The organism is Herbiconiux sp. VKM Ac-2851 (assembly GCF_013205105.1).
In the GTDB taxonomy this organism is placed as follows: domain Bacteria; phylum Actinomycetota; class Actinomycetes; order Actinomycetales; family Microbacteriaceae; genus Herbiconiux; species Herbiconiux flava.
On sequence record NZ_JABMLJ010000004.1, the window covers coordinates 328,822 to 353,998 of the forward strand.

24 protein-coding genes are annotated in these 25,177 nt (G+C 71.2%); 10 read left to right on the plus strand and 14 right to left on the minus strand.

Going from position 1 to position 25,177, the window contains the following annotated elements:
- Nucleotides 1-27: 27 nt before the first annotated feature.
- Nucleotides 28-906 carry an NmrA/HSCARG family protein gene (locus HQQ85_RS19785; protein ID WP_173184356.1) on the minus strand — a complete coding sequence of 293 codons (879 nt, stop codon included), beginning with the start codon at nt 904-906 and terminating at the stop codon, nt 28-30.
- A 69-nt stretch (nt 907-975) separates the two neighbouring features.
- On the opposite strand from HQQ85_RS19785, the gene HQQ85_RS19790 reads away from it, so the two are divergent.
- A complete protein-coding gene (locus HQQ85_RS19790) occupies nt 976-1,437 on the plus strand; it encodes a MarR family winged helix-turn-helix transcriptional regulator (RefSeq protein ID WP_173184358.1) in 462 nt (153 codons plus the stop codon).
- Here the strand turns inward: HQQ85_RS19790 and HQQ85_RS19795 are convergent.
- Complete coding sequence (locus HQQ85_RS19795) at nt 1,403-2,500, minus strand: low temperature requirement protein A (RefSeq protein ID WP_173184464.1); 1,098 nt, start codon at nt 2,498-2,500, stop codon at nt 1,403-1,405. The genes HQQ85_RS19790 and HQQ85_RS19795 overlap by 35 nt on opposite strands.
- Nucleotides 2,501-2,540: 40 nt before the next feature.
- Here HQQ85_RS19795 and HQQ85_RS19800 point away from each other — a divergent pair, with 40 nt between their 5' ends.
- Both HQQ85_RS19800 and HQQ85_RS19805 read left to right on the plus strand, forming a co-directional pair.
- Complete coding sequence (locus HQQ85_RS19800; RefSeq protein WP_173184360.1) at nt 2,541-2,717, plus strand: hypothetical protein; 177 nt, start codon at nt 2,541-2,543, stop codon at nt 2,715-2,717.
- Between the two features lie 2 nt (nt 2,718-2,719).
- Nucleotides 2,720-3,022: a hypothetical protein gene (locus tag HQQ85_RS19805; RefSeq protein WP_173184362.1), complete on the plus strand. Its 303-nt coding sequence runs from the start codon at nt 2,720-2,722 to the stop codon at nt 3,020-3,022.
- Nucleotides 3,023-3,178: 156 nt separating this feature from the next.
- Here the strand turns inward: HQQ85_RS19805 and HQQ85_RS19810 are convergent, their stop codons facing one another.
- From HQQ85_RS19810 to HQQ85_RS19835, 6 genes are all read right to left on the minus strand, one after another.
- On the minus strand, nt 3,179-4,540 hold the full coding sequence (locus HQQ85_RS19810) for an HNH endonuclease signature motif containing protein (RefSeq protein WP_173184364.1): 1,362 nt from the start codon (nt 4,538-4,540) through the stop codon (nt 3,179-3,181).
- A 118-nt stretch (nt 4,541-4,658) separates the two neighbouring features.
- Entirely contained in the window at nt 4,659-5,675 is a 1,017-nt protein-coding gene (locus HQQ85_RS19815; protein WP_173184366.1) for a transporter substrate-binding domain-containing protein, read from the minus strand.
- Nucleotides 5,676-5,736: 61 nt separating this feature from the next.
- Entirely contained in the window at nt 5,737-6,498 is a 762-nt protein-coding gene (locus HQQ85_RS19820; RefSeq protein ID WP_173184368.1) for an amino acid ABC transporter ATP-binding protein, read from the minus strand.
- Nucleotides 6,495-7,556: an amino acid ABC transporter permease gene (locus tag HQQ85_RS19825; protein ID WP_173184370.1), complete on the minus strand. Its 1,062-nt coding sequence runs from the start codon at nt 7,554-7,556 to the stop codon at nt 6,495-6,497. Before HQQ85_RS19825 ends, HQQ85_RS19820 begins: the two co-directional genes overlap by 4 nt.
- Nucleotides 7,553-8,152 (minus strand): GNAT family N-acetyltransferase, encoded by a 600-nt coding sequence (locus HQQ85_RS19830; RefSeq protein WP_371741977.1) that lies wholly within the window; start codon nt 8,150-8,152, stop codon nt 7,553-7,555. Before HQQ85_RS19830 ends, HQQ85_RS19825 begins: the two co-directional genes overlap by 4 nt.
- A complete protein-coding gene (locus HQQ85_RS19835) occupies nt 8,139-9,320 on the minus strand; it encodes an LLM class flavin-dependent oxidoreductase (RefSeq protein WP_173184374.1) in 1,182 nt (393 codons plus the stop codon). Before HQQ85_RS19835 ends, HQQ85_RS19830 begins: the two co-directional genes overlap by 14 nt.
- A 190-nt stretch (nt 9,321-9,510) precedes the next feature.
- Here HQQ85_RS19835 and HQQ85_RS19840 point away from each other — a divergent pair, with 190 nt between their 5' ends.
- Nucleotides 9,511-11,751: an FAD/NAD(P)-binding domain-containing protein gene (locus HQQ85_RS19840; RefSeq protein WP_173184376.1), complete on the plus strand. Its 2,241-nt coding sequence runs from the start codon at nt 9,511-9,513 to the stop codon at nt 11,749-11,751.
- A 24-nt stretch (nt 11,752-11,775) separates the two neighbouring features.
- Here HQQ85_RS19840 and HQQ85_RS21740 read toward each other — a convergent pair whose 3' ends face one another.
- The 5 genes from HQQ85_RS21740 to HQQ85_RS19865 form a co-directional block, all read right to left on the minus strand.
- The gene (locus HQQ85_RS21740; protein WP_173184378.1) at nt 11,776-13,815 is read right to left on the minus strand and encodes a cell wall-binding repeat-containing protein; all 2,040 of its coding nucleotides are present in this window, start codon (nt 13,813-13,815) and stop codon (nt 11,776-11,778) included.
- Nucleotides 13,816-13,925: 110 nt separating this feature from the next.
- Complete coding sequence (locus HQQ85_RS19850; protein WP_371741978.1) at nt 13,926-16,244, minus strand: glycoside hydrolase family 3 N-terminal domain-containing protein; 2,319 nt, start codon at nt 16,242-16,244, stop codon at nt 13,926-13,928.
- Nucleotides 16,245-16,277: 33 nt separating this feature from the next.
- Nucleotides 16,278-17,183 carry a carbohydrate ABC transporter permease gene (locus tag HQQ85_RS19855; protein WP_173184380.1) on the minus strand — a complete coding sequence of 302 codons (906 nt, stop codon included), beginning with the start codon at nt 17,181-17,183 and terminating at the stop codon, nt 16,278-16,280.
- Nucleotides 17,183-18,142, minus strand: coding sequence for a carbohydrate ABC transporter permease (locus HQQ85_RS19860; protein ID WP_216851935.1), 960 nt, complete (start codon nt 18,140-18,142; stop codon nt 17,183-17,185). Before HQQ85_RS19860 ends, HQQ85_RS19855 begins: the two co-directional genes overlap by 1 nt.
- 34 nt (nt 18,143-18,176) lie before the next feature.
- Complete coding sequence (locus HQQ85_RS19865; RefSeq protein WP_173184384.1) at nt 18,177-19,460, minus strand: extracellular solute-binding protein; 1,284 nt, start codon at nt 19,458-19,460, stop codon at nt 18,177-18,179.
- Between the two features lie 173 nt (nt 19,461-19,633).
- Here HQQ85_RS19865 and HQQ85_RS19870 point away from each other — a divergent pair, with 173 nt between their 5' ends.
- From HQQ85_RS19870 to HQQ85_RS19895, 6 genes are all read left to right on the plus strand, one after another.
- Nucleotides 19,634-21,205, plus strand: coding sequence for a glycoside hydrolase family 43 protein (locus HQQ85_RS19870; RefSeq protein ID WP_173184386.1), 1,572 nt, complete (start codon nt 19,634-19,636; stop codon nt 21,203-21,205).
- A complete protein-coding gene (locus tag HQQ85_RS19875) occupies nt 21,202-22,227 on the plus strand; it encodes a LacI family DNA-binding transcriptional regulator (protein WP_173184388.1) in 1,026 nt (341 codons plus the stop codon). Before HQQ85_RS19870 ends, HQQ85_RS19875 begins: the two co-directional genes overlap by 4 nt.
- Nucleotides 22,228-22,248: 21 nt before the next feature.
- A complete protein-coding gene (locus HQQ85_RS19880) occupies nt 22,249-22,779 on the plus strand; it encodes a GNAT family N-acetyltransferase (RefSeq protein ID WP_173184468.1) in 531 nt (176 codons plus the stop codon).
- 17 nt (nt 22,780-22,796) lie between these two features.
- Entirely contained in the window at nt 22,797-23,504 is a 708-nt protein-coding gene (locus tag HQQ85_RS19885; RefSeq protein WP_173184390.1) for a YafY family protein, read from the plus strand.
- Nucleotides 23,505-23,580: 76 nt separating this feature from the next.
- Nucleotides 23,581-23,955: a VOC family protein gene (locus HQQ85_RS19890; RefSeq protein ID WP_173184392.1), complete on the plus strand. Its 375-nt coding sequence runs from the start codon at nt 23,581-23,583 to the stop codon at nt 23,953-23,955.
- Between the two features lie 261 nt (nt 23,956-24,216).
- On the plus strand, nt 24,217-24,633 hold the full coding sequence (locus HQQ85_RS19895; protein WP_173184394.1) for a hypothetical protein: 417 nt from the start codon (nt 24,217-24,219) through the stop codon (nt 24,631-24,633).
- A gap of 44 nt (nt 24,634-24,677) precedes the next feature.
- Here the strand turns inward: HQQ85_RS19895 and HQQ85_RS19900 are convergent.
- Nucleotides 24,678-25,177: alpha/beta hydrolase fold domain-containing protein (locus tag HQQ85_RS19900; protein ID WP_173184396.1), on the minus strand; the 500-nt coding region annotated here is incomplete at its 5' end.

The following is a 25,177-nucleotide window of genomic DNA, read 5'->3' on the forward strand; positions in this document are numbered from 1 at the left end:
GACATCTCCTTGGATCGATCGTTCGGGTCAGCGGGCCGACGGGGCGGATTCGGCTGCGACCCAGGTGCTGAGGGTCGATGTGCCGGGGTGGATCCGGCGCACCTGCTCGAGGTCGGCCTGGTAGGCGGGCGTCTCGGCGAACCACCGGAACATGGCCTGCAGATCGTCCTGGCCATCGAGCACGGTGACGGGCAGCGCCTCGTACCGCGCCGGCACCCCGGCCCGGTCGCCATGGATCGAGGCGATCTGGCTGCCCGTGAGTTCGTCTCCGGCGATCTCGACGGCGGCCGGCACCGATGCCTGGTCGAGGAGGGCCTTGGCCGCGATGATCCCCACGTCGCGGACGGCGATGACCTGCAGCGGGATCGCGTCGGGGATCGGAAGACGCAGGACGAGGGTTCCGTCCTCGACCGCCGGCGCCATCTGGAGGAAGTTCTCGGCGAAGAAGACGGGGCGCACGATGGTCGTGTTGAGCCCGAGCTGCGCGAGATGCTGCTCGACGCGATACTTCGACTCGAAGTGCGGGACGCCCGACCGGCGGTCGGCGCCTCCGACGGAGTTGAACACGACGTGGGGCACCCGGGCCGCGGCGGCCGCGTCGGCCAGGGCGATGCCCTGTCGCGTCTCGCCCTCGGTGTCGGCGTTCTGCATGCCCCCGGGAGGCGTGGTCATGAACCAGAACGCGTCGGCGCCCTCGAGTGCGGACACGAGCGACGTGGGATCGTTTACGTCGATCTGCACCAGCTCGACCCCGCGTCGGGCGAGGGACTCGGCCTTCTCGGACCGGGTGTCCCGGAGCAGCGCTCGGACGGTCGCGCCGGCGTCCAGCAGGGCGTCGGCGACGGCGCCGCCCTGGCTGCCGGTGGCGGCGAACACGGCGATGGTCTTCGGGGACTCTTCACTCATGGTTGACTCCTTCATAGTCGTTGACGAGTGAAAGCATTAGCCGGCTAACTATTATTCCCGAGGAGTGAGATGAGTTCTGCATCCGTCGGTTCGGAGCCCGGTGACGGCATCGACAAGGGATCGATCAGCTCCCTCATCCCCACCGTGTCCAAGGCCCACCGCAAGCTCGCGGGCTCGTTGCTCGCCGATCTCGGGTTGGCCGCCGGTCAGCAGTTCGTGCTGATGCTCCTCTGGGAGGAGTCACCGCAACCGCAGTCCGACCTGACCCGGAAACTGATGATCGAACCGCCCACCGCGGCGAAGATGCTGGCCCGTCTCGAGAGTGCGGGCTTCATCCAGCGTGAACGCTCCTCGACCGATCGGCGCGTGGTCCTGGTGTCGCTCACGGAGTCGGGCCGAGCTCTCGAAGGCCCGGTCAACGCTGTCTGGGGCAGGCTCGACGAGGAGACGACCCGCGATCTGACCGCTGCCGAGCAGGACCAGCTGCGCGCCCTCCTCACCCGCGTCGCGGAGTCGCTGACGGGTCGGTGACCTTCGGGCCGAGGCGGCGGGCGGTGACCGCGGTGAGAGCGAGCACGATCGCGATGACGGCGGCGGCCGCCCCGACGACCGCCTCGGCCGGCAGGTGCTGCGACAGGGGCAGGATCGCCCACGGCAGCAGGACGCCCGCCGGCGCCCAGGCGGCAATGCCCCGCCAGGGGATGCCGTAGCGGAGGGACTCCGCGGCGTTCGCGACGAAGAACAGGCTGATGCCGGCGCAGAGCGACACCGCTGCGCCGGTGGGCAGGTGGTGCCCTGCCTCGGCGACCGCCGTGCCGAGGGCGGAGGCGAACAGGGTGACGCCGGCGATCAGCAGGAACGGCAGGTACATCACCGTGTCGCGGATCGCGCCGACGCTGCCGCTCAGCTGCAGCCGCTTCAGACCCCGCTCAGCGGCGGACGCGGAGTAGGTGAAGTAGACGAAGGCCAGCATCGAGACGGCCGCGAAGCCGAGCACCGCGGTCAGGCCCGACGACGACACCCAGTGCGTCGACTCGCCGAAGACGATCACGACGAGCAGGCCCACCCGCTCGGCCAGGTGATCGACGTCGAGGGCGTCCCGCAGCAGGTCCTGCCGGCCGTCGAGGAAGCTGAGCAGCAGCACCTCGACGGCCACGGCGGCCGCCCAGAGCGCGTACTGCCAGGGCGGAGCCACCGCGATGGAGATCAGCCAGAGCGACGCCGGGATGCCGTTGTAGACGACCGAGCGCCACCAGGGGAAGCCGATCGCCCGGCGGTTCATGAACCACGGCATGGACCAGATCAGCCGGATCAGCGCGTTGCCGACGGCGAAGGCGGCGGCCCGTTCGCCGAGCGCCTCGGGGATGGCCGCCGCCATCACCCCGATCGCGAGCATGGCGATCGTGACCGAGATCCAGATGGAGGCGGTCACCCGCGCCCCGAACAGGTTCATCGTGAGCGTGGCATTCACCCACGCCCACCAGGCGGTGGCGAGGAAGCCGGCGAAGACGAGCGCGTCGATCCAGCCGACAGTGAGAAGCCCCGGCTCGGGTGGATCTGAGCGGAGAGGGCCAGGGTGGATAGCGGCGCGCAGCGTGCGGGCCGATCATCCCCAGCGGAAAGCAGGAGACGACATGGGCACGAACGATGCAGGCAGCGCGGATGCGCCCCGCGACGACGAGCTCGCCGAGCTGATCAAGGCGGCCGACGAGGACGAGGGGGCGGGCGCCTCGGAGATGTCCGACCGGCTCCGCGACCGCACGGAGCAGACGGCCGCCGAGCCGGAGCAGGCCGGCGACCTCGAGGACTGATCGTGGCTCGGCGGTCGGGCGGGACGCGGAGGCGGGCGGCGGATGTGCTGGCTGCGCATCCGCTGCTGCTTGCCGCCCTGTCGGCGGCGTTCCTCGCGCTGACCCTCTGGCTCTGCGTGACCCACGGCTGGCGGTTGGGCGAACCCATCGGGAGCGGGCGCCGCAGCGCACCGCTCTGGGTCGTGGCGTTCTTCGGCCTGCCGCTCTGGACACTCGGCGTCGCTGTCGGGGTCTGGCGCTCCATCGTCGGCCCACGCCGGAGCAGCGGCCCACCAGATGACGACTCGCCGGAGGCGGGCGCCTGACGGTAACGCTTCAATCGAGGTGTGAAATCTCGCGAAGCCGGGTGCGATGGCGCGCCTCTCGACCCAGCCATGATCATCTCGGGCAAGCGCGTCAGCGCGCGGCAGCCGGGTCTGCTGCCGCGCGCTCCGCGCTTGCCCTCGGAGAACGGTGGCTGGCTAAGCGGCGGGTCGCTGGATGGTGCGTCGCCGGGTCGTCGGGATCGGCTTCTGCTCCGTGTCGACCCACCTCGGCGGAATGAGATGCGGTACCCCGCCCTGCATGGTCAGTTTCCACGGTGATTTGTGCAGGTGTGAATGGTGGAAGTGGCAGAGCAGAACGCCGTTGTCGATATCAGTGCGGCCGGGCGGATGATCGTCCGAGACCCACTCGTTGGCATGGTGTGTCTCGCAGAATGACGGTGGCCTGTCGCAACTGGGCCATACGCAGCCGCCGTCTCGCGCCGCTAGTGCCCGGTTCTGCGCCGCGGTGAAGAGGCGCTTCGCTTTGCCGTGGTAGAGCACCTCGCCCTTGTCGCCGAACAGGGTGGTGGCGGTGGGGGAGGTGCATCGTAGCTGGGCGACGGTGGAGGCGGGGACGGGCTGGTCGAGACCGTCAATCCATCCGACTCCCCGGCCCTTTTCAAGATCGTCCAGGGTCATGTGCACGTTGACGGTAGCGATTGCACCGTTGATGCGGGGCATGTCGTCCGCCCCGGCGGCGCGGGCGATCAGCTCGGTGACGGTGTCGGCGTTCTTCTGCGCCTGCGTGCGGCCATCTGCGGTCACGTACTCGTCTCCATCGACGAACCGCGGCCCCGCCACGCGCGGGCTCTGCATCGCCCGGATGCTCGACATCCACACCCCGCCCTGCTCAGGCGCGAGCGCGAACTTCCCCCGGTACATCCCATCCGACGCCAGCGCGATCGTCAACGACCGCTGCATCTGCAGCACCTCGTCCCGCGGCTCCGCACCATCGGGGTCGAGCACCTCGCGCAGGTGAATGGCGGCCCGAAAGGTCTCATCCGCGGTCAGTCGGCACGAGATGGTCTGGTCGACGAGAGTCTCCTCGGCGAGGGCCACGACGTCGGCCGAGCACCCGCGGTCGGCGAGCACCCCACACTGCTTCACGATGGCCGTCGCTGCCTCGACCCCGAGCACACCCTCGTCGAGCACGCGGGCGACCACCGGGAACGGCGCCGGCCCCTCGCCTCCACCCAGCAGCACCGCGCCCCGAAGTTTGCGGCCGAGCTCGAGCCGGGCCTTGCACGCCCGCGCCGACGCGCCTGTGACCTTCGAGATGAGCGCGACGGGGGTCGTGAAGTTCTGCGACCGGCTCAGGCCCTCGTCGCCCAGCTCGCTGCGCGACCGCACACCGACCTCACCCGCGAGCTGCACCTGCTGCGCAGACACCGCGCGCCCGAGGGTCTCGTAGGCGGCCATCAATTCGAGCAGCTCGTCATCACCGAGACCCGCCAAACCCACGCCAGAACGGCCGCAGACACCGGCGGCCATCTCAAGGATTCGGGCGACTGAACTCATACTGAGATTCTATCAGAATCAGCTGATGAATGCTCGTTTACTTCCGCCGGGAACGAGCCCGAGAAACGCCGAACCCCCGACCGCTGAGAGGGGTCGAGGGCTCGGCACCGGGAGCCGCTCAGCTGTTGTCGAGCGGCAGCCCGGGCGGGTTGACGAGCGAGGTCTCGACGGCCTCGTTCTCGAGGTCGTAGGCCGCCAGCCACTCGTCGTACTGGCCGTTCTCGATCAGGTGGTTGATCGCATCCGCCACCGGCTGGGCGAGGCCCGAGTCTTTCTTCACCGTCGCGGCGATCAGGCCGTCGAGGGTCTCGCCCGCGCCCGAGAAGGTGCCGGCGGTTCGGGTGGGGTTCGCCCCGCCCTCCGAGAGGGTGTTCTGGTACGCGATGCCCGGGTTCGGGCCGAAGGAGGCGTCGATCTTGCCCGAGTTCAAGGCGAGCGTCGTGCTGTTGGCGTCGGGGAAGTAGACGATCTCGAGCGTCTTGCCCTCGGTCTCGAGCTTCGACTTCCACTCCGAGAGGATCTTCTCCTGGTTCGTGCCGGCGCTCACGGCGACGGTCAGGCCGTCGAGGTTCTCGTAGTCGCCGTCGAAGTCCCAGTCGTTCGAGGCGAGCACCTGGAAGGCCAGGTTGTCGCCGCGGTAGGAGGCGAAGTCGTACTTCTCCTTGCGCTTCTCGGTGTCGGTGATGTTCGAGAAGCCGACGTCGGTGGCGCCGGTGTCGATGCCGACGAAGAGGTTGTCCCAGGTCGAGTTCTGCACCACCGGCTTCAGGCCGAAGACCGCGGCGACCAGGCGCCCGAGGTCGGGCTCGGCGCCGGTCAGGGTCTCGTTGTCGTCGCCGGTGAAGGCGAGCGGCGGGAAACCGGCGGGCAGGGCGCCCACCCCGATCACGAGTTCGCCGCTGTCGAGAACCTCCGCCGGCAGGGTCTCGCGGATGCTCTCGACCGTCGACACCTCGATCGACGTCTCGGTCGCCGCACCGTTCGAGAACGCGCCGACGGTGACGGTGCCCTCGGGGGCGGCCGAGGAGCCCGAGGCCGACGCATCGGACGCGCAGGCGGCGAGGCTCGTGACGAGCAGCGCGGCGGCGGCGAGGGCTCCGAACGTTCGGAGGCGGGTGGGGAGTGAGTGCTGCATGGGATGTCCTTCGCTGTGATGGTGATGGTGGGATAGGGAAAGGGGGAGAGGGGCGCTGCCGCTAGGCGAGCACCTTGTCGAGGAAGTCCCGGGTGCGCGGGTGCTGCGGCGCCGAGACCACGGTGCCGGGCGGCCCCTGCTCGAGGATCTCGCCCTCGTCGATGAACACCACATGGTCGGCCACCTCGCGGGCGAAGCCGATCTCGTGCGTCACGACGACGAGCGTCTTGCCGCTGCCGGCCAGGGTGCGGATGACCTGCAGCACCTCCCCGACGAGCTCCGGGTCGAGCGCGGAGGTGGGTTCGTCGAACAGCAGCACGTCCGGGTCCAGGGCGAGGGCGCGAGCGATCGCGACGCGCTGCTGCTGGCCTCCCGAGAGCTGCCGCGGATAGGCGCCGGCCTTGTCGGCCAGCCCGACGCGGGTGAGCAGGGCCAGGGCGCGGGTTCGTGCATCCGCTGCTCGCAGACCCTGCGCGATCGGGGCCTCGACCACGTTCTCGAGCACGGTGAGGTGCGGGAAGAGGTTGAAGTTCTGGAAGACGAAGCCGATGCGGGCGCGCTGGCGGAGGATGTCGCGTTCGCGCCGCTCCTTGAGGCGGTCGCCGCGCACGGTGACCCCGATCAGCTCGCCGCCGAGCGCGACGTAGCCCTCATCGAGCTTCTCGAGGTGGTTGATCGCACGCAGCAGAGTCGACTTGCCCGAGCCGCTCGGGCCGAGGATGACCGTCACGGTGCCGGCGGCGAGGGTGAGGTCGACGCCCTTCAGCACGGTCTTGCCGCCGTAGGCCTTGGTGGCGTTGTGGATCTCGATCGCGGCGCTCATACGACCTCCCTCGATTCGTGCGGGCGGACCGCGGGCCGACGGCTCAGCTGCCGCACTCCACCCCGGAACCGCTGCCACGGCGTCGCCGGCAGCACCCGCACCGACCCCCGCGCGTAGAACCGCTCGATGTAGTACTGCACCACCGAGATGACGCTCGTCAGCACGAGGTACCAGATCGTCGCGACCACGAGCAGCGGGATGATGTCGGTCGGGTACGTGCTGCCGAGGTTCTGAACCACGCCGAAGAGATCCAGCAGCGACACGTAGAACAGCAGCGAGCTCGCCTTCAGCAGCCCGATGATCTGGTTCACGTAGGCCGGCACGATCGAACGCAGCGCCTGTGGCAGCACGATGCGCGTGAACTGCCGCCGCGACGGGATGCCGAGCGCCTTCGCCGCCTCGTGCTGACCCTGGTCGACCGCCAGGATGCCCGACCGCACCACCTCGGCGCTGTACGCGATCTCGCTGAGGCTCAGTCCGATCACGCCGAGCGCCAGCGACGACAGCACGGTCACGGTCGGCAGTTCCAGCTGCGGCCCGAACGGAACCCCGATGCCGATCGTGGGGTACAGGTTGCCGAGGTTGAACAGGAAGATCAGCACCAGGATCAGCGGCACCGAGCGGAACAGCCAGATGTACAGCCAGCTCAGCGTGCTCAGCACCGGGTTGCCCGAGATGCGGCCGAGTGCCACGACGATGCCGCCGAGGAAGCTGACGACCGCGCTGATCGCGGTGGCGAGCAGAGTGAGTTGCAGCCCCTTCAGGATGGCGGGGGCGAACAGCCAGGTGCCCACCTTCGACCACTCCCAGGCCGGGTTCGTGAACAGTGTCTGCACGAAGTTCAGCAGCAGCACGAGCACGACGGCGGTGATCACCCAGCGCACGGGGTGGCGCAGCGGCACGACGGGTCGCTCGGCCAGGCGCTTGAAGTCGATGCCCGGGGGCAGTGGGGCGCCGGGGGTGCCGGTCGCCGTGGCGTCACCGGGCGCGGCCGGTGGGGCGACGGATGCTCGGCCGCCCGGTCCCGCGGACCGCTCCCGGGTCGACAGCCCGCTCATGCGGTCACCTCCGACCGTCCGGCGCCCAGCCGACGGTTCGGCAGCGCCGCGTAGAAGTGCTCGAGCGACTCGTCGTGCCGGCGCCGGATGTCCGCGACGTCGAGCGGCTCCCCGGTCAGCGACTTGGCGAAGCCGTGGATGACGACCTCCTCGGCCGTGAGCGTCGTGTCGAACAGGGGCGTGTAGCCTGTCTCGGCGTAGAGGCGCTGCGCCTCGGGCTGGCGGGGGCCGGTCGTGAGGTAGACGCGGGCGAAGCCGCGGCGGCGCGACTCGTCCTCCAGCTCGGCCACGACCCGGCGGGCGAGGCCCTGGCGGCGGTGGTGCTTCGAGGTCCAGATGCGCTTGAGCTCGGTGGTCTCGGGGTCGAAGGTCTTGAAGGCGCCGCCGGCGATCGGCACGCCGTCGCGCAGGAGGAGTACGAAGGCGCCGTGCGGGGGAGCGAACTCGGCGACCGGATAGCGGTTGATCTCGGTCGAGGCGGGCTCGCCCCAGGCGTCGCCGTAGCGGGCGTCGTACTCCTCGGCCAGCTCGGTGAGGAGGGGGAGAGCCAGCGGGTCGTCGGCCGCGACGTAGCGGAACTCGTCAGGCTGCGGCACGGGAGGCCTCCTCGCGGGGGTCGGCGTGGGCGTCGGAGCCGGAACCGGCAGGGGCATCGGTGTCGGTGTCGGCCGCGGAGGAAGCCGCCGCCGCCGCATCCCGCCGCGCCACCTCCTCGCGCACGATCGGGATGACGTACCGCCCGAAGTCGATCGTGTCGTCGACGTAGTCGTAGCCGCGCGCCGAGATGATGTCGACCCCGAAGTCAACGTAGTCGAGCAGCGCCGCCGCGACCGTCTCGGGCGTGCCGACGAGCGCGTTGGAGTTGCCCCGTCCGCCCGAGGCGGCGGCCACCTTCGTCCAGAGCGCCCGGTCGTAGCGGTCGCCCTGCTCGGCGATGGACAGCAGCCGCTGCGATCCCGCGTTCTCGGGATTGCGGAGGTCGGCGGCACCGAGCACGCCGCTCCGCTCCTGGATCCGGCCGAGGATGCGCTCGGCCTTCTCCCACGCGAGCTCCTCGGTCGCCCCGAGGATGGGCCGGAAGGCCACCTGCAGCCGCGGACGGGAGGGCCGCCCGGCAGCGAGCGCCGCGTCCGTGATCGTGCGGATCTGCTCGGCCGTGCTCGCGAGTGGCTCGCCCCACAGCGCGTAGATGTCGCTCTCGGCGGCGCCGATCGCATAGGCCGCGGGGGAGGAGCCGCCGAACGAGATGCTCGGCCGCGGCTGCTGCACCGGCCAGACGTCGCTGACGAAGTCGTCGAAGCGGTAGTGAGTGCCGTGGAAGCTGAACGCCTCCCTGCTCGTCCACGCCTGCTTCAGGATGCGGATGTACTCGCCCGTGCGCTCGTAGCGCTCGTCCTTCGTCAGGAAGTCGCCCTCGGCGGCCTGGTCGGCGCTCGACCCGCCCGTGATGATGTGCACCGTGAGGCGCCCGTCGCTGATCTGGTCGAGGGTCGCGATGACCTTGGCCGCATAGGTGGGGTACGACACGTTCGGCCGGTGCGCGAGCAGGATCTGCAGCTTGTCGAGCTTCGAGGCGACGTACGCCGCCGCGGTCGCGGGGTCGGGTGAGCCGGAGTGGTAGGCGAAGAGCACGCGATCCCAGCCGGTGTCCTCGTGGGCCCGGGCGAGGCGCAGCGTGTACTCCTTGTCGAAGCTCGCGCCGCTGCGGGCTCGGGTCTCGCTGCCGTCGTTGGTCGCGGCGATGCCGAGGAATTCGATGGGCATGGGGTTCCTTCTTTCGTTGCCGAGCGCTGTCCCGTTCGGTGCCGTCCTGTTCGGTGCCGAGCGCTGCCGATGGCCCGACGTTAGGTGCGCCCGGGGCCGGTCGCCAACGATTCCGGTTCACAAAGCGTCACCTGCGTCATCGTTGGTCACAGTGCTCGCATCGGGCGGATGCGCGGGCGATCCTCGGGGCATGTCCGCACGAATCCCGGCCCCCTCCCGCCCCGTCTCCCTCGCCGTCGTCGGCGCCGGGCCCCGGGGCGTCGGCGTGCTCGAGCGCCTGGCCGCGAACCTCGACGAGCTCTGGGGCCCCGATCGGCGCACCCGCGACGGCGGGCCGTCGCTGGTGGTGCACCTGATCGATCCGCACCCCGCCGGCCCGGGCCGCATCTGGCGCCACGACCAGTCGCCGCTGCTGAAGCTCAACTCGATGGCGGCCGACGTGACCATGTTCACCGACGAGACCTCCACCATCGACGGGCCCGTCCGCCCCGGGCCCTCGCTGGTCGAGTGGGCAGAGCGGGTGCGTGGGGGGAGCATCCGCGTGCCGGAGGACCGCCTCGACGACACCCTCCGCGCCGAGCTGCGGCACCTCGGTCCGGCGAGCTTCCCGACCAGGCGCCTGCAGAGCCTCTACCTCCGCTGGTTCTACGAGGAGGCGCTCGCCGCCCTCGGGTCGGGCGTCGCGGTGCGCGAGCACCGCTCGAGGGCCTCCGCGGTGACCGAGCTCCCGGATGGCCGCCGCCGGGTGGGTCTCGAGCGGGGCCGGGCGCTCACGGTCGATCTCGTGCTGTACTCCCTGGGCCACACGGGGGCCGATCCGCAGCCCGAGCACGCCCGGCTGATCGACTTCGCCCGCCGCCGGGAGCTCTACTACCTCCCGCCGGCCTTCACGGCCGACGCGGACACCCGCGCCATCGTGCCCGGCCAGCGCGTGATCGTGCGCGGCTTCGGTCTCGCGGCGGTCGACCTGATCGTGCTGCTCACAGAGGGGCGTGGCGGGCGCTTCACCACCGAGGCCGGGCGGCTGCGGTACGAGCCCTCGGGGCGTGAGCCGCGCATCCTGATCGGCTCACGCCGAGGCGTGCCCTACCACTCGAAGATCGGCTCGGCGCTCGCCGGGGAGGCGCCGGCCGGGCGGTTCTTCACGCCGGCGATCGCGGCCGGGCTAGCGGACTCGCGCGACACGCTCGACTTCGCGGCCGACGTCTGGCCGCTGATCGCGCAGGAGATGCTCTGGGGCTACTACCGCGAGCTCGCGACCGGGCACCCGGAGCGCGTGCGGATCGGCTGGCCGGAGTTCGCGGCACGCTTCGAGGCGCTCGACCCGCGGGCCTCGATCGTCGCCACCGCCACCGCGACCGCGACGGCCACCGCCAGCCCCGCCGACGCGACGGCGTCGGCCGGGGGGACCCGCGGTCGCGGCTTCGCCGACCCCGTCTTCGCCGACGCCGCCGACGAGGAGCGGGTGCGGCGCGACGCCGCCGAGCTGACGGCGCTGATCGAGCGGACGGTGATCGACGAGCTCGACCGCCTCTTCCTGCCGCAGCTCGACCGCCCGCTCGACGGCGTGCGCGACGACGGGCCCGACGGCGCCGAGGAGCTGCAGCACCGGGTGCGCGAGTACATCGAGCGCGACCTGCGGCTGCGCACCCTGCCCGAGCACAGCGCCACCCTCGGCCTGTTCATCGCGCTGCTCACCTCCCTGTTCGCGCTCGCCGAGATCGTCTCGTCGCCGACCTGGACCGCGCGCTCCCGCGTCGAGGACATCAACGGCTGGTGGCTCGGCTGGTTCAGCTTCATCGCCAGCGGGCCGCCCGCGCACCGCCTCGAGGAGCTGCTCGCGCTGTCCGAGGCGGGAGTCGTGCGGTTCCTCGGCGCCGGTCTCCGGGTCGAGGCCGACGAGGAGGGCGGGGTGTTCCGCGCGAGCTCGGCGAACCACGCCGAGGTCGTGACCGCCAGCGCCCTGGTCGACGCCCGCCTGCCCGACACGAGCGTGGCCCGCAGCGACAACGCGCTGCTGCGCGCGCTGCTCGACGCGGGCGCCGCGGTGGAGGAGGTCGCCCACGACCCGGCCTTCCGCGCCCCGACCGGCCGCCTCGCCGTTCGCCCCGACGACCGCCGGGTGCTGCACGCCGACGAGCCCTCGGGCCGCAGCTACGCCATCGGCCCCTACACGAACTCCCCGTTCGTCGGCGCCTTCTCCCGCCCCCGCACGAACGCGGTCGCCTTCCGCGAGAACGACCGCGTCGCCCGCGCCCTCCTGCAGCACCTCGCCGAGCTCGCCACCGCCCCCGCGGCCGAGCCGACCGAGCCGACCGAGCCGACCGAGCCGGCCGAGCCGGCCGAGCCGGCCGAGCCGGCGGCGCCGGGCATCCCGCCCGGCGCCTTCACCGACCGCCTCTGGGGCGAGTTCGCCGCGCACCCCCGCTGATCTCCCACCACCGCTGACCCCCGATCAGCAGGCGTACAGCCCCTCGACCGGGTAACTGATCGCGGCCGGGCCGCCGAGCAGCACCGCCGACGTCGCGTGCAGCGAGAGGATGTCGTCGATGACCTCGCTCGACAGGCAGCCGGACTGGCTGAGGTAGAGCGGCGCCCCGAGGCTGCCGGCGAGCACGCCGCCCGTGAGGCCGTCGGGGAAGTTCATCCCGGTGGCGATGTACACGGTGTCGGCCGAGCCGTGAACAGAGCGGTTCAGCGCCACGGCGCTCGCGAAGCGATCGGCGCCCGAGATCCGCTCGACCGAGATCCTCGCACCGAGCGTCGCCGCGACTCCGGCGCTGACCGCGTTCGCGCCCCCGACGACGGTCGCCGTGCTGGTCCCACCAGAGGCCAGGGCGGCGCGTGTCGCTCTGTCGGCAGATGTCGCGCCGCCGTCGACGAGCAGCACCGGCGCGGCCAGCGATGCTGCCGCGGCACCGGCCGGCAGCGCATCCGCATAGCCTCGGCCCGTGACCACGAAGACGCGGTCGGCGCCGTCGGGGAACGCCGACGCCAGCAGCAGCCGGGACGTCTCGTACCGGTCGGCGCCCCCGATCCGGGTGGTCGGGGCGAGCCGGGCGAGTGCCTTCTGCACCGACGCCGACACGGACGCCTCTCCGCCCACGACGACGATCGAGGCGGGGTGCAGCCGGGTGATCTCGGCGGCGACGACAGGAGGTAGGTCGGCCCCCGTGGTCAGGAGCAGCGATCCACCCTGCTCGGCGGCCGCCGGACCGGCCGCGAGGGCGTCGGGGAACGACTGGCCGGAGGCCACGTACACGACGGGAGCGCCGGCCGTCGCATCGGGGAACCGCGCGAGACTCGTCGCCACCGAGACCGCGTAGCGGTCGTCTCCGGCGATCCGGGAGGTCTCGACACCTGGCAGCGTGACCGGCCCGATCCCGGCCCATGTCCGGAGCGGGAGCAGACCCGGAGCGCTCGCCGTCTCGTAGAGGCTGACCCAGTGCCCGACGTCTGCCGTCGAGACCGGATAGCTCGTGGACCCGCGCAGCTCGGGCAGCTCCACGCCGGCCGTCCCGTTGCCGGAACGGACCCACGAGATGGCATCGGTCGCTTGTGCCGGGGTCCACGTCGTCGCCGACGCCGTGATCGTCCCACCCGGCTCGGCCGTTCCGGTCAGAACGCGGGCTGTTCCCTCGACCGTGCGCACGTCGATGCTCCGACAGCCGAGCGGGGAGACGCTCGCGTTGCGGTAATCGGCGAAGTAGGGCTGCGGGGTCACGCAGACGGTGTACCGACCGGCGTCGTCGATATCGACATGATCGTCGAACCCCATCACTCCCGGGGTGGACGGATGCGCGGCACGCACGTCCGGCCGGTCGGACGACGCGCCGCTCGACATGTCGTGGTGCCAGGCGCCGGAGTCCGTCGTCGACCCCGGCCCGGAGAGCGGGACGAAGTCGATGGAATAGTTCAGGGGCACGAACGCACCACCTGTCCGAGAGCCGTGGCCGAGCCAGGTGTCGCTGGTCCAGCCCTGCATTCGGATCTGCGCGGGCGTCGGCGCGAGGTCCAGGGAGAGGGACTCGAACGTGCCCGATATCCGTTCCCCGTCGAAGGAGACCGTCTTGCAGGCGAAGGCCTCGAACGACGCCTCGGCGCAGAACTTGTAGGTGCCGATCGCCTCGTAGTAGCCCAGCTCGGTACGGAAGCCGTGGTTCGGGCCGGCGTCGGGGTAGACCGCGGCGACGTCGGGACGGGGGAGGCCGTTCCCGCCCAAGCCCCCGCCCCAGCCGGTGCGTCCGTCGGGATAGCCGACCTGGTACTCCAGGCCTTGCACCGCCCGGGGATCGCTCGTGTCGATCACCCAGCCGGTGGCCACCAGGCCCTTGCCTGCCACGAACTCGATCGTGTCGATCGAGCCGACCACGTTGTGGAAGGGCGAGAGCGGCGGGAACGGCACGGTGTCGGCCGCGGCGCTCAGTGGGGCGGCCGACACACCTGCCACGACGATTAGGGCGGCGGCGATTACGGCCGGGATGCGACGGCGCACAGGGTGCCTCTCAGGCTCACAGAAGTCGGGTCCCGTCGTCCACGACGACAGATGTCGACTCATTATGTCGCCCGGGGGCACACCGCGGCGTCAGGTTGGCGCCCCGCGGGTCAGGCCTGCGCGACCGCGCGGGCGGGCATCCGCTCGACCTCGACGGCCACGAGCAGCTCGTCGTCGACGGTGACGGGATGCACGGCCCCCACGATCTCGATCGCCGCCTCGGTCTCGCGCTCGGCGCACGAGGGGCCGACCCAGAGCTCGACGGCGCCCGGCTCGACGATCCGCGTGAGGTCGAGCCCGCTGAACGCGAGCCGCGTCGTCGGCACCCGGAAGCGCACCACGGCCTCCTCGCCCGGCTCGAGCGCGACCCGCTGGTAGCCGAGCAGCTGCGCGACGGGCCGGGTGACGCTGCCCACGAGGTCGCGGGCGTAGAGCTGCACGAGGTCGGTGGCCGCACGGTCGCCCGTGTTCCGGATGCGCACCGAGGCCTCGAAGGCCCCACCGGCGGTCACCTCGGGGTCGGCCGTCAGCTCCGAGCGCTCGAAGGTGGTGTAGCTGAGGCCGTGGCCGAACGGCAGCACGGGGGTGCTGTCGGCGCTGGTCACCTCGGACGGCCCGCCGAGGATCGGGTGCAGGTAGCCGAAGGGCTCCGCCCCAGCCGAGCGCGGCAGCGACACGGGCAGGTGCCCGCTCGGCGACACGGCTCCCGAGATCACGTCTGCGAGAGCCGTGCCACCCTCCTCGCCCGGGAAGAACGCCTGCAGCACCGCCGCAGGGCGCTCGGCGCCCGAGATCGCCCAGTCGATCGCGTAGGGCCGGCCGGTGACGACCACCATCACCACCGGCGTGCCCGACGCGACGACCGCCTGCACGAGCTCCCGCTGCACCCCGGGGAGCTCGAGGCTCTCGACGTCGTTGCCCTCGCCCACGGTGCCGCGGCCGAACAGGCCGGCCCGGTCGCCGACGACGACCACCGCGACCTCGGCGCGGCGCGCGCTCTCGACCGCCGCGGCGATGCCGGAGCGGTCGTCTCCCTCGACGTCACAGCCGGGCTCGAAGGTCACGGTGCCGCCCAGTGCCGCCGCGAGGGCCGCACGCACGGTGGGGATCTCGATGCCCATCGGCGTCCCCGGGTGGTGCGCCAGCACGTGGTTGACGAAGGAGTAGCAGCCCATCAGCGCCTCGGCCGAGTCGGCGTTCGGGCCGATGACCGCGACCCGGGAGGGCGGAGCGCCGCGGGAGGGATCCGCGAGCGGGAGGACGCCGTCATTGGTCAGCAGCACGACGGATTCGGCGGCGAGCTGCCGGGCGAGCATCCGGTGCTCGGCATCGTCGAGGTCGATCGCGGTCGGAGCTGACTCGAAGGTCTCGTCGAGGAGACCGAGCTCCTCCTTCTCGCCCAGCACGCGCAGCACCGAGCGGTCGATCAGACTCTCGGGCACGCGGCCCGCGCGCACCTCCTCGGCCAGCGGCGCGAGGTAGGCGTCGCCGCTCGGCAGCTCGACGTCGATGCCGGCCTCGAGGGCGAGCCGGGCCGCCTCGCCGCGGTCGGCGGCCACGGCATGCATGCTCTGGAGGAAGGCGACCGAGAAGTAGTCCGACACGACGGTGCCGTCGAAGCCCCACTCGTCGCGGAGCAGCCCGGTGAGCAGGGCGGCGTTCGCGCCGACCGGCACCCCGTCGATCTCGCTGTAGGAATTCATCACCGAGCGGGCGCCGCCCTCGCGGATGGCCATCTCGAACGGCGGCAGGAAGACGTCGGCGAGCTCGCGGGCCCCGACGTGCACCGGCGCGTGGTTGCGGCCGGCCTGCGAGGCCGAGTACGCGGCGAAGTGCTTCAGCGTGGCGTGCACGCCGGCGTCCTGGAGGCCCAGCACGTAGGCGGTTCCGATGGTGCCGACGACGTACGGGTCCTCGGCGATGCACTCGTCGACCCGGCCCCAGCGCGGGTCACGGATCACGTCGAGCACCGGCGCCAGCCCTTGGTGCACGCCGACCTCGCGCATCGAGCGCCCGATCGCGGCCCCGACCTGCTCGACCAGCGACGGGTCGAACGAGGCACCCCAGGCCAGCGGAGTCGGGAAGGTGGCCGCCTTCCACGCTGCGAGCCCGGTCAGGCACTCCTCGTGCACGAGGGCCGGGATGCCCAGCCGGGTCTCCGCGACCAGCCGGCGCTGCTCGGCCCAGAGCCACTCCGCGCGCTCGACCGGGTCGATCGGGCGGGTGCCGTACACCCGCGTGAGGTGGCCGATGCCGTGCTCGACGGCGTCGCGGTAGAGGCCGCCGGCGTTCATGTCTCCGGCCATCGGGGCGACGGCGTCGTCGCTCTGGTCGACCCAGAAGCCCACGAGCTGGGCGAGTTTCTCCTCGAGCGTCATCTGGGCGAGCAGCCCGTGCACACGGTCGGAGGCGGGGAGGGGAGTGGTCACGACGTCTTCGCTTTCAGCTCGAGAGAGTGGGGGTCAGCCCTTGACGGCGCCCGTGAGACCGCCCACGATGCGCCGCTCGAAGAGGCTGAAGAAGATCAGGGCGGGGATCATCGACAGCGAGGTGAAGGCGAGCACCTTCGCCGTGTCGACCGAGTACTGCGAGGCGAAGGCCTGCGTGCCGAGCGGCAGCGTGAACGCGGCGTCGTTGTTCAGGATGAACAGCGGCAGCATGTACGAGTTCCAGCTCGCGACGAAGGCGAGGATGCCGACGGTGATCACGCCGGGCACCGCCAGTGGCAGCACCATCCGCCAGAAGAAGCCGAGCCGGCTGCAGCCGTCGATCGACGCCGCCTCCTGCAGCTCCTTCGGGATGGCCGACAGGAAGGGCACGAGCACGATGATCGTCACCGGCAGGCCGAACGCGATCTGCGGCACGATCACCCCCGCGAGCGAGTTCATCAGGCCGAGGTCGCGCACCAGGATGTAGAGCGGCGTGATCGCGACGGTCATCGGGAACATCAGCCCCGCGGTGAAGAGGGCGTAGACCGCGCCGCGGCCCCGGAAGGCGTAGCGCGAGAGGGCGAAGGCCGCCATCAGCCCGAGCACGACGACGAACAGGGTGGTGGCGACCGCCGCGATGGTCGAGTTCGCCACCTGTCCCCAGAACACGCCGCTGGCGAGAACGTCGCCGTAGTTGGCCCAGTTCCACTCGCCCGGCAGGCCCGAGGGGTCGAGCGTGATCTCGGAGTTCGAGCGGAAGCCGCCGAGGATGATGTAGGCGACCGGCGCCAGCATCAGGCCGATCAGCACGAGGGCGACGAAGTAGATCGCGAGGCTGCTCGAACGGCGGCCGCTGCCGACGGGGGCGGCGGATGCGGCCGGCCCGCGCCGGGTCGTCGTCGACTCCGTCACCGGCTTCTGCAGGGTGGGGGTTGCCATCATTTGCTGCTTCCGGTGAGGGCGCCCGCGGTGTCGCGGCGCAGCACGAAGCGCTGGTAGAGCAGCGCCACGGCGAGGGAGATGAGGAACATCACGACGGCGACGGCGCTGCCGTAGCCGTAGCTGCCGGCGTTGCGGCCGTTGGCGACCATGTAGGTGGCCATCGTCGAGGTGCCGGCGGTGGAGGCGACGTACTGGCCCCAGATGATCCAGACCAGGTCGAACAGCTGGAGCGAGCCGATGATCGACAGGAACGCCCAGATGCGCACGGTCGGGCCGAGCAGGGGCAGCACGATGTGCCGCTGGATCTGCCAGAACGAGGCCCCGTCGATCGCCGCCGCCTCGGAGAGCTCCTCGGGGATGCCCTGGAGCCCCGCGAGGAAGAGGATGACGGCGAAGCCGATGTACTTCCAGGTGATGATGACGAGCAGGGTCCAGATCGCCCGGCCGGGCTCCGAGATCCAGTCCGAGGCGAAGGCGCCGAGCCCCACCTTGTCGAGCAGTCCGTTGACCGCCCCGCTCGACTGGAGCATGAGGCCCCAGCCGAGCCCGACGACGACCTCGGAGATGACGTACGGCACGAAGATCAGCACGCGGATGACCGACTGGAAGCGCAGCTTCCGGTTCAAGAGAAGTGCTAGCCCCAGGGCGATCGGGCCCTGCAGCACCAGCGACATCACGACGATGAAGACGTTGTGCCCGAGCGCCTCGTGGAAGTCGGGGTCGGTGAGGATGGTGACGTAGTTGCGGATCCCGACGAAGTCGACCGCCGGGCCGTAGCCCGACCAGCTGAAGAATCCGTAGTACGCCGCCATCCCCACCGGCAGGATGACGAAGCCGCAGAAGACGATCAGGGCGGGCCCGAGGAGCAGGGCCAGTTCACCCCGGGTCGCCCAGCGGCGACGGCGCGCCGTGGCTCCCGTCGACGGCGCCTGCGTCGGCGTCGGTGTCGGCGTCAGCGGGGGTGCGGTCACGGTAGCCACGGCGCCCGCCTCAGGACTTCGCCGCGGCGTCGTTCACGGCGCTGACGATGCTCTCCGCATCGCCCTTGCCGGCGAACATGTCCACGACGGCGACGTTCAGCGCGTTGCCGACGTTCTGCCCGTAGAGGGTGTCGAGCCAGACGACCACGTAGGGAGCGTCGTTGTACGAGGCGAGAACGTCCTTCAGGGCCGGGTCGGTGACGACGCTCTGCGCGTCCTGCGAGGCGGGGAGTGTCTGGAACGCGTCGGCGTAGGCCTCCTGGTTCGACTGCTCGACCATGAAGTTCAGGAAGTCGACGCACTCCTTCGGGGCGTTCACCCAGCAGGAGAAGCCGTCGACGCCGCCCATCATCGCGCCGGGCTCACCGTCGCCGCCCTCGACCTCGGGGAACGGGAACCACTTCAGGTCGGCCAGCGGCTTCTCGTCGGGGGTGAGCGAGGTGATCACTCCGGGATCCCAGGCGCCCATCAGCTCCATGCTCGCCTGCTTGTTGGCGAGCAGACCGGCGGACGATCCGGCGCCCTGCTGGGCGGCGGTGGTCAGGAAGCCGTCGTTGAAGGGAGCGGTGTCGATGAAGGCCTGCAGGTCCTCACCGGCCTTCAGCCAGCACGGGTCGTCGAACTTGCGGCTCTCGGCGGCCGTGTCGAGCACGTCCTTCGAGCAGGCGCGCAGCGCGAAGTTGTAGTACCAGTGCGCGGCGGGCCAGGCGTCCTTGGCGCCGACGGCGATCGGGTCGATGCCCGCCGCCTTCAGCTTCTCGTTCGCCGCCTCGAGGTCGGCGATGGTCGCCGGGGGAGTGGTCACGCCGGCCTGGCTGAACAGGTCGGAGGAGTAGAAGATGCCCGACGGGAGCACCGAGACGGGCATCCCGTAGTTCTTGCCGTCGACCTCGAAGGCCGAGAGCGAGCTGCCGACGGCGGCCTTCGCGTCGGCGGAGATGCCGTCGCTGAGGTCCATCGCCTGGCCGGCCTTGACGACGTCGGCCAGCTTGCCGCCGCCGCGGGCCATGAAGACGTCGGGGGCGTCGCCGGAGTTCAGGGCGGTCTGCAGTTTGCCGTCCATCTCCTCGTTCTGCAGCGACTGCACCTCGATGGTGACGCCGGGGTTCGCCTTCTCGAAGGCGGCCGCGGTGTCCTCCCAGTACTTCTTGCCGTCGCCGGTGGTGGAGTTGTGCCAGAACGTCAGCGTGGTGCCGCCGTCGGCGGAGTCGCCGGAGCTCGGCGCGCAGCCCGCCAGGGCCAGTGCGCTGAGGGCGATCGCCGCGCATCCGGTGAGGATCTTCGAGCGTTTCATGAGTGCAACCTGCTCTCTCTTCGTTGAGATGCATCCGCTGTGGACGGATGGGTGGTCGGGGTCCCGGCTCGGCCGGGCGCACTCAGTGTCACTCGCGCCCGCCGTGATCGTCAAACGTTTTCGAAACTGTTTTCCGTGGGTCTAGAGTGAGCCATCATCGAGAGGAGCCGACGATGGCCACCTACCGCAATCCGGTTCTGCCCGGCTGTCACCCCGACCCGGGCGTGTGCCGCTTCGGCGAGGAGTTCGTGCTGGTCACGTCGAGTTTCGAGTACCTGCCGGGGCTGCCGGTGCACGTCTCCCGCAACCTGATCGAATGGCGGCAGGTGGGGCACGCGATCGAGCGGCCCGGGCAGCTCGACCTGGCCGGACTGGAGTCGTCGCGCGGGCTGTTCGCGCCCTCGGTGCGGGTGGTCGGCGAGCGGCTCGTGGTGGTCTGCACGGTGGTCGGGCCCGACGACGGCTCGTGGGGCGGGCGCACCGGGCACTTCGCCGTCACCGCGACGGATGCGCGCGGCCCGTGGTCCGATCCGGTCTGGATCGACGGGGTAGGCGGCATCGACCCGTGCCTCACCGTCGACGGGGAGCGGCTGTGGCTCACGGGCACGCAGCCGGCCGCCGCCGCCGCGTATTCCGGGCAGACCGACGTCTGGCTCGTGGAGCTCGACCCCGCGACGTTCCAGCCGATCGGGTCGCCGGCGGTGATCTGGGGCGGCGCGATGAAGGGCGCCGTGTGGGCCGAGGGGCCGCGCATCCTGAGCCGGCCGGGCGGAGGGTGGCTGCTGCTGACCGCCGAGGGAGGCACCGCCGAGGATCACGCGGTCGTCGTGGCGTACAGCGACGAGATCACCGGGCCGTACGTCGGTGACCCGGGCAACCCGCGGCTGACGCATCGCGACCTGGGGCGGCGCGGGGAGTTCGCGGCCGTCGGGCACGCCGATCTGGTTCAGGATGCGACGGGCGCCTGGTGGGCGACGCTGCTCGCGACGCGACCGGTGCCTTCTGCGGCCTCGGACGGCGGCGGCCGGGAAGGGCTGCTCGGGCGCGAGACGTGCCTCGTGCCGGTCGAGTGGGAGGACGGGCGACCGCTCTTCGCGCCGGGGGTGGGGCGGGTGCAGAGGGAGGTGTCGACCGGTGGTGACGTCCCGGCGCCGGTCGCGCATCCGGTCGCGGATCCGCTCGTCGTCGAGGGGTTCGGGGATGGGGCGCTCGACCTCGACTGGAACGGGATCGGGCGGCACCCGTCGGCGTTCGCGTCGCTAGAGTCGAGCGGCGAGCTGCGGCTGCGCGGCGGCGGGGAGCCGGCGTCGGTGGGGGAGCGGTCGTTCCTGGGGCGTCGGCTGCCGGCGGAGCGGATCGACGTCGCGGTGACGATCCGGGTGCCGACGGGGGCGGGATCGGGCGTGCGGGGCGGGTTGCTTGTGCGGGTGTCGGAGCGGGCGCTGCTCGAGCTTTCCGTCGATGCCTCCGGGGCGGTGAGCTGCGTTCGGGTGACCCCGGGGGAGCGTTTGGTGCTCGCCTCGGGGGCGGCGCGGGATGTCGGGGCCGTGCGCCTGGGGCTGTCGGTGGACGGGTTGAGCGGTCGCGCATCCGTCGACGGGGCCCTGTTCGCCTCGGTCGATCTGGCCGGGTTGGCCCCCTCGCCCGGGCGCGACTTCGTCGGAGCGTGGGTCGGGCCCGTCGCGGTGGGGCCGTCGTCGGAGACGGTCTCGGCGAGTTCGTTCGTGCTGGCGGTGCGGTCGTGAGCGGGCGGCCGACCATTCACGACGTGGCCGCGGCGGCGGGCGTGTCGGTGTCGACGGTGTCGAAGGCGGTCAACGGGCGCTACGGCATCTCGAGCGAGACCACGCAGCGGGTGCTGCAGGTGGTGGAGGAGCTCGGCTACGAGTCGAGCCTGATCGCGAGCAGCATGCGCTCGCGGCGCACCGGGGTGATCGGGGTGCTGGTGGCCGACTTCGAGCCGTTCAGCGCGGAGATCCTGAAGGGTGTGGCCGCCGCGCTGCACGACTCGCGCTACGACCTGCTCGCCTACAGCGGGTCCCGGCAGAACAACAGCGCCGGCTGGGAGCGCCGCTCGCTGAGCCGGCTGAGCGGCACGCTGATCGACGGGGCGATCCTCGTGACGCCGACGGTCGTCGGGGTGACGGCCGACGTGCCGATCGTCGCGGTCGACCCGCACACGGGCCGCGCCGACCTGCCGACGGTGGAGTCGGACAGCTTCGGCGGCGCCCTCCTGGCCACCCGCTACCTGATCGAGCTCGGGCACCGGCGGATCGCGTTCGTGGCCGGACGCCCCGACCTGCGTTCGTCGAACCTCCGCGACGCGGGGTACCGGCGCGCGCTGGAGGAGGCGGGCATCCCGTTCGACCCGGCGCTCGTGCGGGTCGGTCTCTACGAGAAGGAGATCGCGCGGGAGACGGCGACCTCGCTGCTCTCCTCGCCCGACCGGCCGACCGCCGTCTTCGCGGCGAACGACCTCTCGGCGATCGCGACCATCCAGACGGCGGCCGAGCTCGGCCTCGACGTGCCGGGCGACCTCTCGGTCGTCGGCTTCGACGACGTGCCCGAGGCGGCGCGGCTGAACCCGCCCCTCACGACGGTGCGTCAGCCCATGCAGTCCATCGGCGCCTCGGCGGCCGAGCTCCTCATCGGCCTGATGGCGGGCGAGACCCCGGCCCGCACCCACATCACGCTCCCCACCCGCCTCGTCCGCCGCGCGACGACGGGCCCGCCGCCGCCCTCGTCCTCGCCCTCGCCCTCCCGCTAGGGTCGCGGGGTGACCTCTGACATGCACCTGGGCGGGGGAGTTATCCTCAGACCCCTGTCGACCGGCGACGCGACGGCCCTGGCCGACGCCTACCGCGACAACCGCGACCACCTGGCGCCGTGGGATCCGACACGGGCCGAGGCCTTCTTCACCCGCGCGGGCCAGGAGTCCGAGATCGAGCGGGTGCTGCACGAGCAGGAGACGGGGACGGCCGTGCCGTTGGTGCTCGCGGAGGGGTCGCGCATCGTGGGCCGAGTGAATCTCTCGGGTGTCGTGCGCGGCCCGTTCCTGAGCGCGAACCTGGGGTACTGGATCGACGCCCGCTTCGCTGGGCAGGGGCTGATGACGGCCGCCGTCGGGGCGACCGCCGACCTGGCGCGCGACGAGCTCGGGCTCCACCGGATCCAGGCCGGCACCCTCGTGCACAACCGCGCGTCGCAGTCGGTGCTGGAGCGCTGCGGCTTCACCCGCTTCGGGCTCGCGCCGCAGTACCTCCGCATCGCGGGGCGCTGGCAGGACCACGTGCTCTTCCAGCGCATCCTGGCCCCGTAGATGGTTAAGGTCGAGGGGTGACTCGCACCGACCGGCTCTACGCGCTCGTGGAGGAGCTGCGGGCCGTGGCGCCACGACCTCGAAGTGCTCGGTGGCTGGCGGACCGTTTCGGCGTCAGTTCGCGAACCATCGAACGGGACCTGTCGGCGCTGCAGCAGGGTGGCGTGCCGATCTGGGCCGAACCCGGTCGCACGGGCGGATACTGCCTGGACACGGCGCACACCCTCTCCCCACTCGGGTTCACGGTCGACGAAGCTCTCGCCGTGATGGTCGCCCTGGGTGCGCTGGCGACGAGCCCATTCCGGGAATTGGCGGCGTCGGCTCTCCGCAAGGTCGTCGCCGTCACCGACGATCGCAGGCTGACGGAGACGGCCGAGTTGGCCGCCCGCATCCACCTCCTCGGCGACGAGAACCCGAGCGGAGCGCCACCCGATCTCGCCGCGGCCCTGCGGACCGGACAGGTTCTGCGGATCTCGTACACCGATCGTGACGGTGGCGCGACCGAACGGGACGTCGAACCGATGGGGTTCGTCGGCAAGGGCGACAGCTGGTACCTGATCGGATGGTGCCGGCTCAGGGACGGTCTCCGAGCGTTCCGCGGCGACCGGATCGTGCGGGCCGAGCCACTGATCGAGCGTGCACCGCGTCGACCGCTGCGGGCGGAGGATCTCGGCATCGTCGAAGGACGGCTGCGAGCGGTGGGTCCGGACGTGACCATCTCCTGAAACACCGACACGACGGTGTCGCCCGGGTCGCCCAGGATGGTCACGCCGGGCCGGACGGCGCGGCTGGAAGGACAACATGGAACTCGCATCGATCCGCATCATCACCCACGACGTCGACCGGCTCGCCCGCTTCTATGAGGCGGTGACCGGGATCACGGCCACGCGGCCCGCTCCGGTGTTCGCAGAACTGCGCACGACCACGGGCACGGTGGCCATAGCGAGCACGGCGACGGTCGCCATGCTCGGCGACCACGCGCCACAGCCGGCCAGCAACGACTCGATCATCATCGAGTTCCTCGTCGACGACGTCGACGCCGAGTTCGCGCGCCTCCGCGACGTCCTCGACGACGTCACCCTGCCGCCGACGACGATGCCCTGGGGCAACAGGTCGACCATCTTCCGTGACCCCGACGGCAACCTCGTCAACCTCTTCTCCCGCCCCGCGCCGTGATCGGGCGGCGCCCTCGAGGCACCCGCTGAGTGATCGGCTGACGGAGTGTTCCCTGCTATCGTCCTCGGCAGCCTGGGCGCCCAGATTGAGACCGCGGCGGCCACTTCGGTGGTCGCTTGTGGCTATCATCCGGATGTGCCCAGATCCACGGAATTCAAGCAGCCCCGTGCGTTCCGTCCTGCAGCGAGGCCGTTTCGGGTTCCGCGTCCCATTCCTTTCGCTCTTCGATTCGGTTTCTAGGTCCTACTCGGCATCTCAGCGGTGCAAGCAGTCGCCCTGATCTGGAACGTCGTGGTGTTCGATTTCGATGCGTACCTGGCTGAGACCGTTCACTCGTTCGAGCGGAATGGTCGTGAACTTCAAGTCACACCGGAGCTGGCGGTTGCTACGTGGGTTTTCGGGCTCGCCGCTAGCGCTCTCGGCATAGGGCTTCGAGCAGGATTCACTCTGGCTCTCCGACGCGGGTACAACCGGGTTCGAATCGTCCTGACGATTCTGTTCGCTGCACTGCTGCTTCCGCCCTACGAGACAAACAGCATCGCCACCGTCGTCCTTGAAGTGCTCATTGTGGTTCCCGCTCTCGCTGGGATCGTCTTCATCTGGCTTCCCGAGTCCAACGCATACTTTCGCGAGGTGAAGCGGGCCCGAGTTGCTCACAAGGCGAAAGAGTTCGGCTGATGCAGCCGACGCCGCGTGCCTGACATCGCCGGTTGAGGGATCCCTCAGCGGACGCCTGCATCGAGGAGGCGCCGGGTCCAGTCGGCCAGCGCCGCGGTGGCGCTCAGCGAGACGGCGGCGGTCGGCATCATGCTCGTGAAGCCGTGGAAGGCTCCGGGCCACACGTGCAGCTCCGCGTCACCACCGGCAGCCCACAGTGCGCCGGCGTAGGCAACCGTCTCGTCGCGGAAGACCTCGGCGCTGCCGCAGTCGATGTAGGTGCGCGGGAGCCCGGAGAGGTCGGTCGCCCGCGCCGGTGCGGCGTAAAAGGAGACGTCCTCGCCGCCGCGGCGGGCTCCGAGGTAGGCGTCCCAGCCGAAGCGCGTCATCTGCCGATCCGCCACCCCGATACCGTCGATCTGCTTCGTCGACACGGTCGAGTCGCGATCGTCGAGCATGGGTGACACCAGGATCTGCGCCAGGAGCGCCGGCCCCTTCCGGTCGCGAGCGAGCAGCGCGGTGCCGGCGGCGAGCCCGGCGCCGGCGCTCTGCCCGGCGATCACGA

Coding starts and splice junctions, on each gene's coding strand:
- HQQ85_RS19785 (WP_173184356.1), bottom strand. CDS start 906: ATGAGTGAAGAGTCCCCGAAGACCATCGCCGTGTTCGCCGCCACCGGC.
- HQQ85_RS19790 (WP_173184358.1), top strand. CDS start 976: ATGAGTTCTGCATCCGTCGGTTCGGAGCCCGGTGACGGCATCGACAAG.
- HQQ85_RS19800 (WP_173184360.1), top strand. CDS start 2,541: ATGGGCACGAACGATGCAGGCAGCGCGGATGCGCCCCGCGACGACGAG.
- HQQ85_RS19810 (WP_173184364.1), bottom strand. CDS start 4,540: ATGAGTTCAGTCGCCCGAATCCTTGAGATGGCCGCCGGTGTCTGCGGC.
- HQQ85_RS19815 (WP_173184366.1), bottom strand. CDS start 5,675: ATGCAGCACTCACTCCCCACCCGCCTCCGAACGTTCGGAGCCCTCGCC.
- HQQ85_RS19820 (WP_173184368.1), bottom strand. CDS start 6,498: ATGAGCGCCGCGATCGAGATCCACAACGCCACCAAGGCCTACGGCGGC.
- HQQ85_RS19825 (WP_173184370.1), bottom strand. CDS start 7,556: ATGAGCGGGCTGTCGACCCGGGAGCGGTCCGCGGGACCGGGCGGCCGA.
- HQQ85_RS19835 (WP_173184374.1), bottom strand. CDS start 9,320: ATGCCCATCGAATTCCTCGGCATCGCCGCGACCAACGACGGCAGCGAG.
- HQQ85_RS19840 (WP_173184376.1), top strand. CDS start 9,511: ATGTCCGCACGAATCCCGGCCCCCTCCCGCCCCGTCTCCCTCGCCGTC.
- HQQ85_RS19855 (WP_173184380.1), bottom strand. CDS start 17,183: ATGGCAACCCCCACCCTGCAGAAGCCGGTGACGGAGTCGACGACGACC.
- HQQ85_RS19865 (WP_173184384.1), bottom strand. CDS start 19,460: ATGAAACGCTCGAAGATCCTCACCGGATGCGCGGCGATCGCCCTCAGC.
- HQQ85_RS19870 (WP_173184386.1), top strand. CDS start 19,634: ATGGCCACCTACCGCAATCCGGTTCTGCCCGGCTGTCACCCCGACCCG.
- HQQ85_RS19880 (WP_173184468.1), top strand. CDS start 22,249: ATGCACCTGGGCGGGGGAGTTATCCTCAGACCCCTGTCGACCGGCGAC.
- HQQ85_RS19890 (WP_173184392.1), top strand. CDS start 23,581: ATGGAACTCGCATCGATCCGCATCATCACCCACGACGTCGACCGGCTC.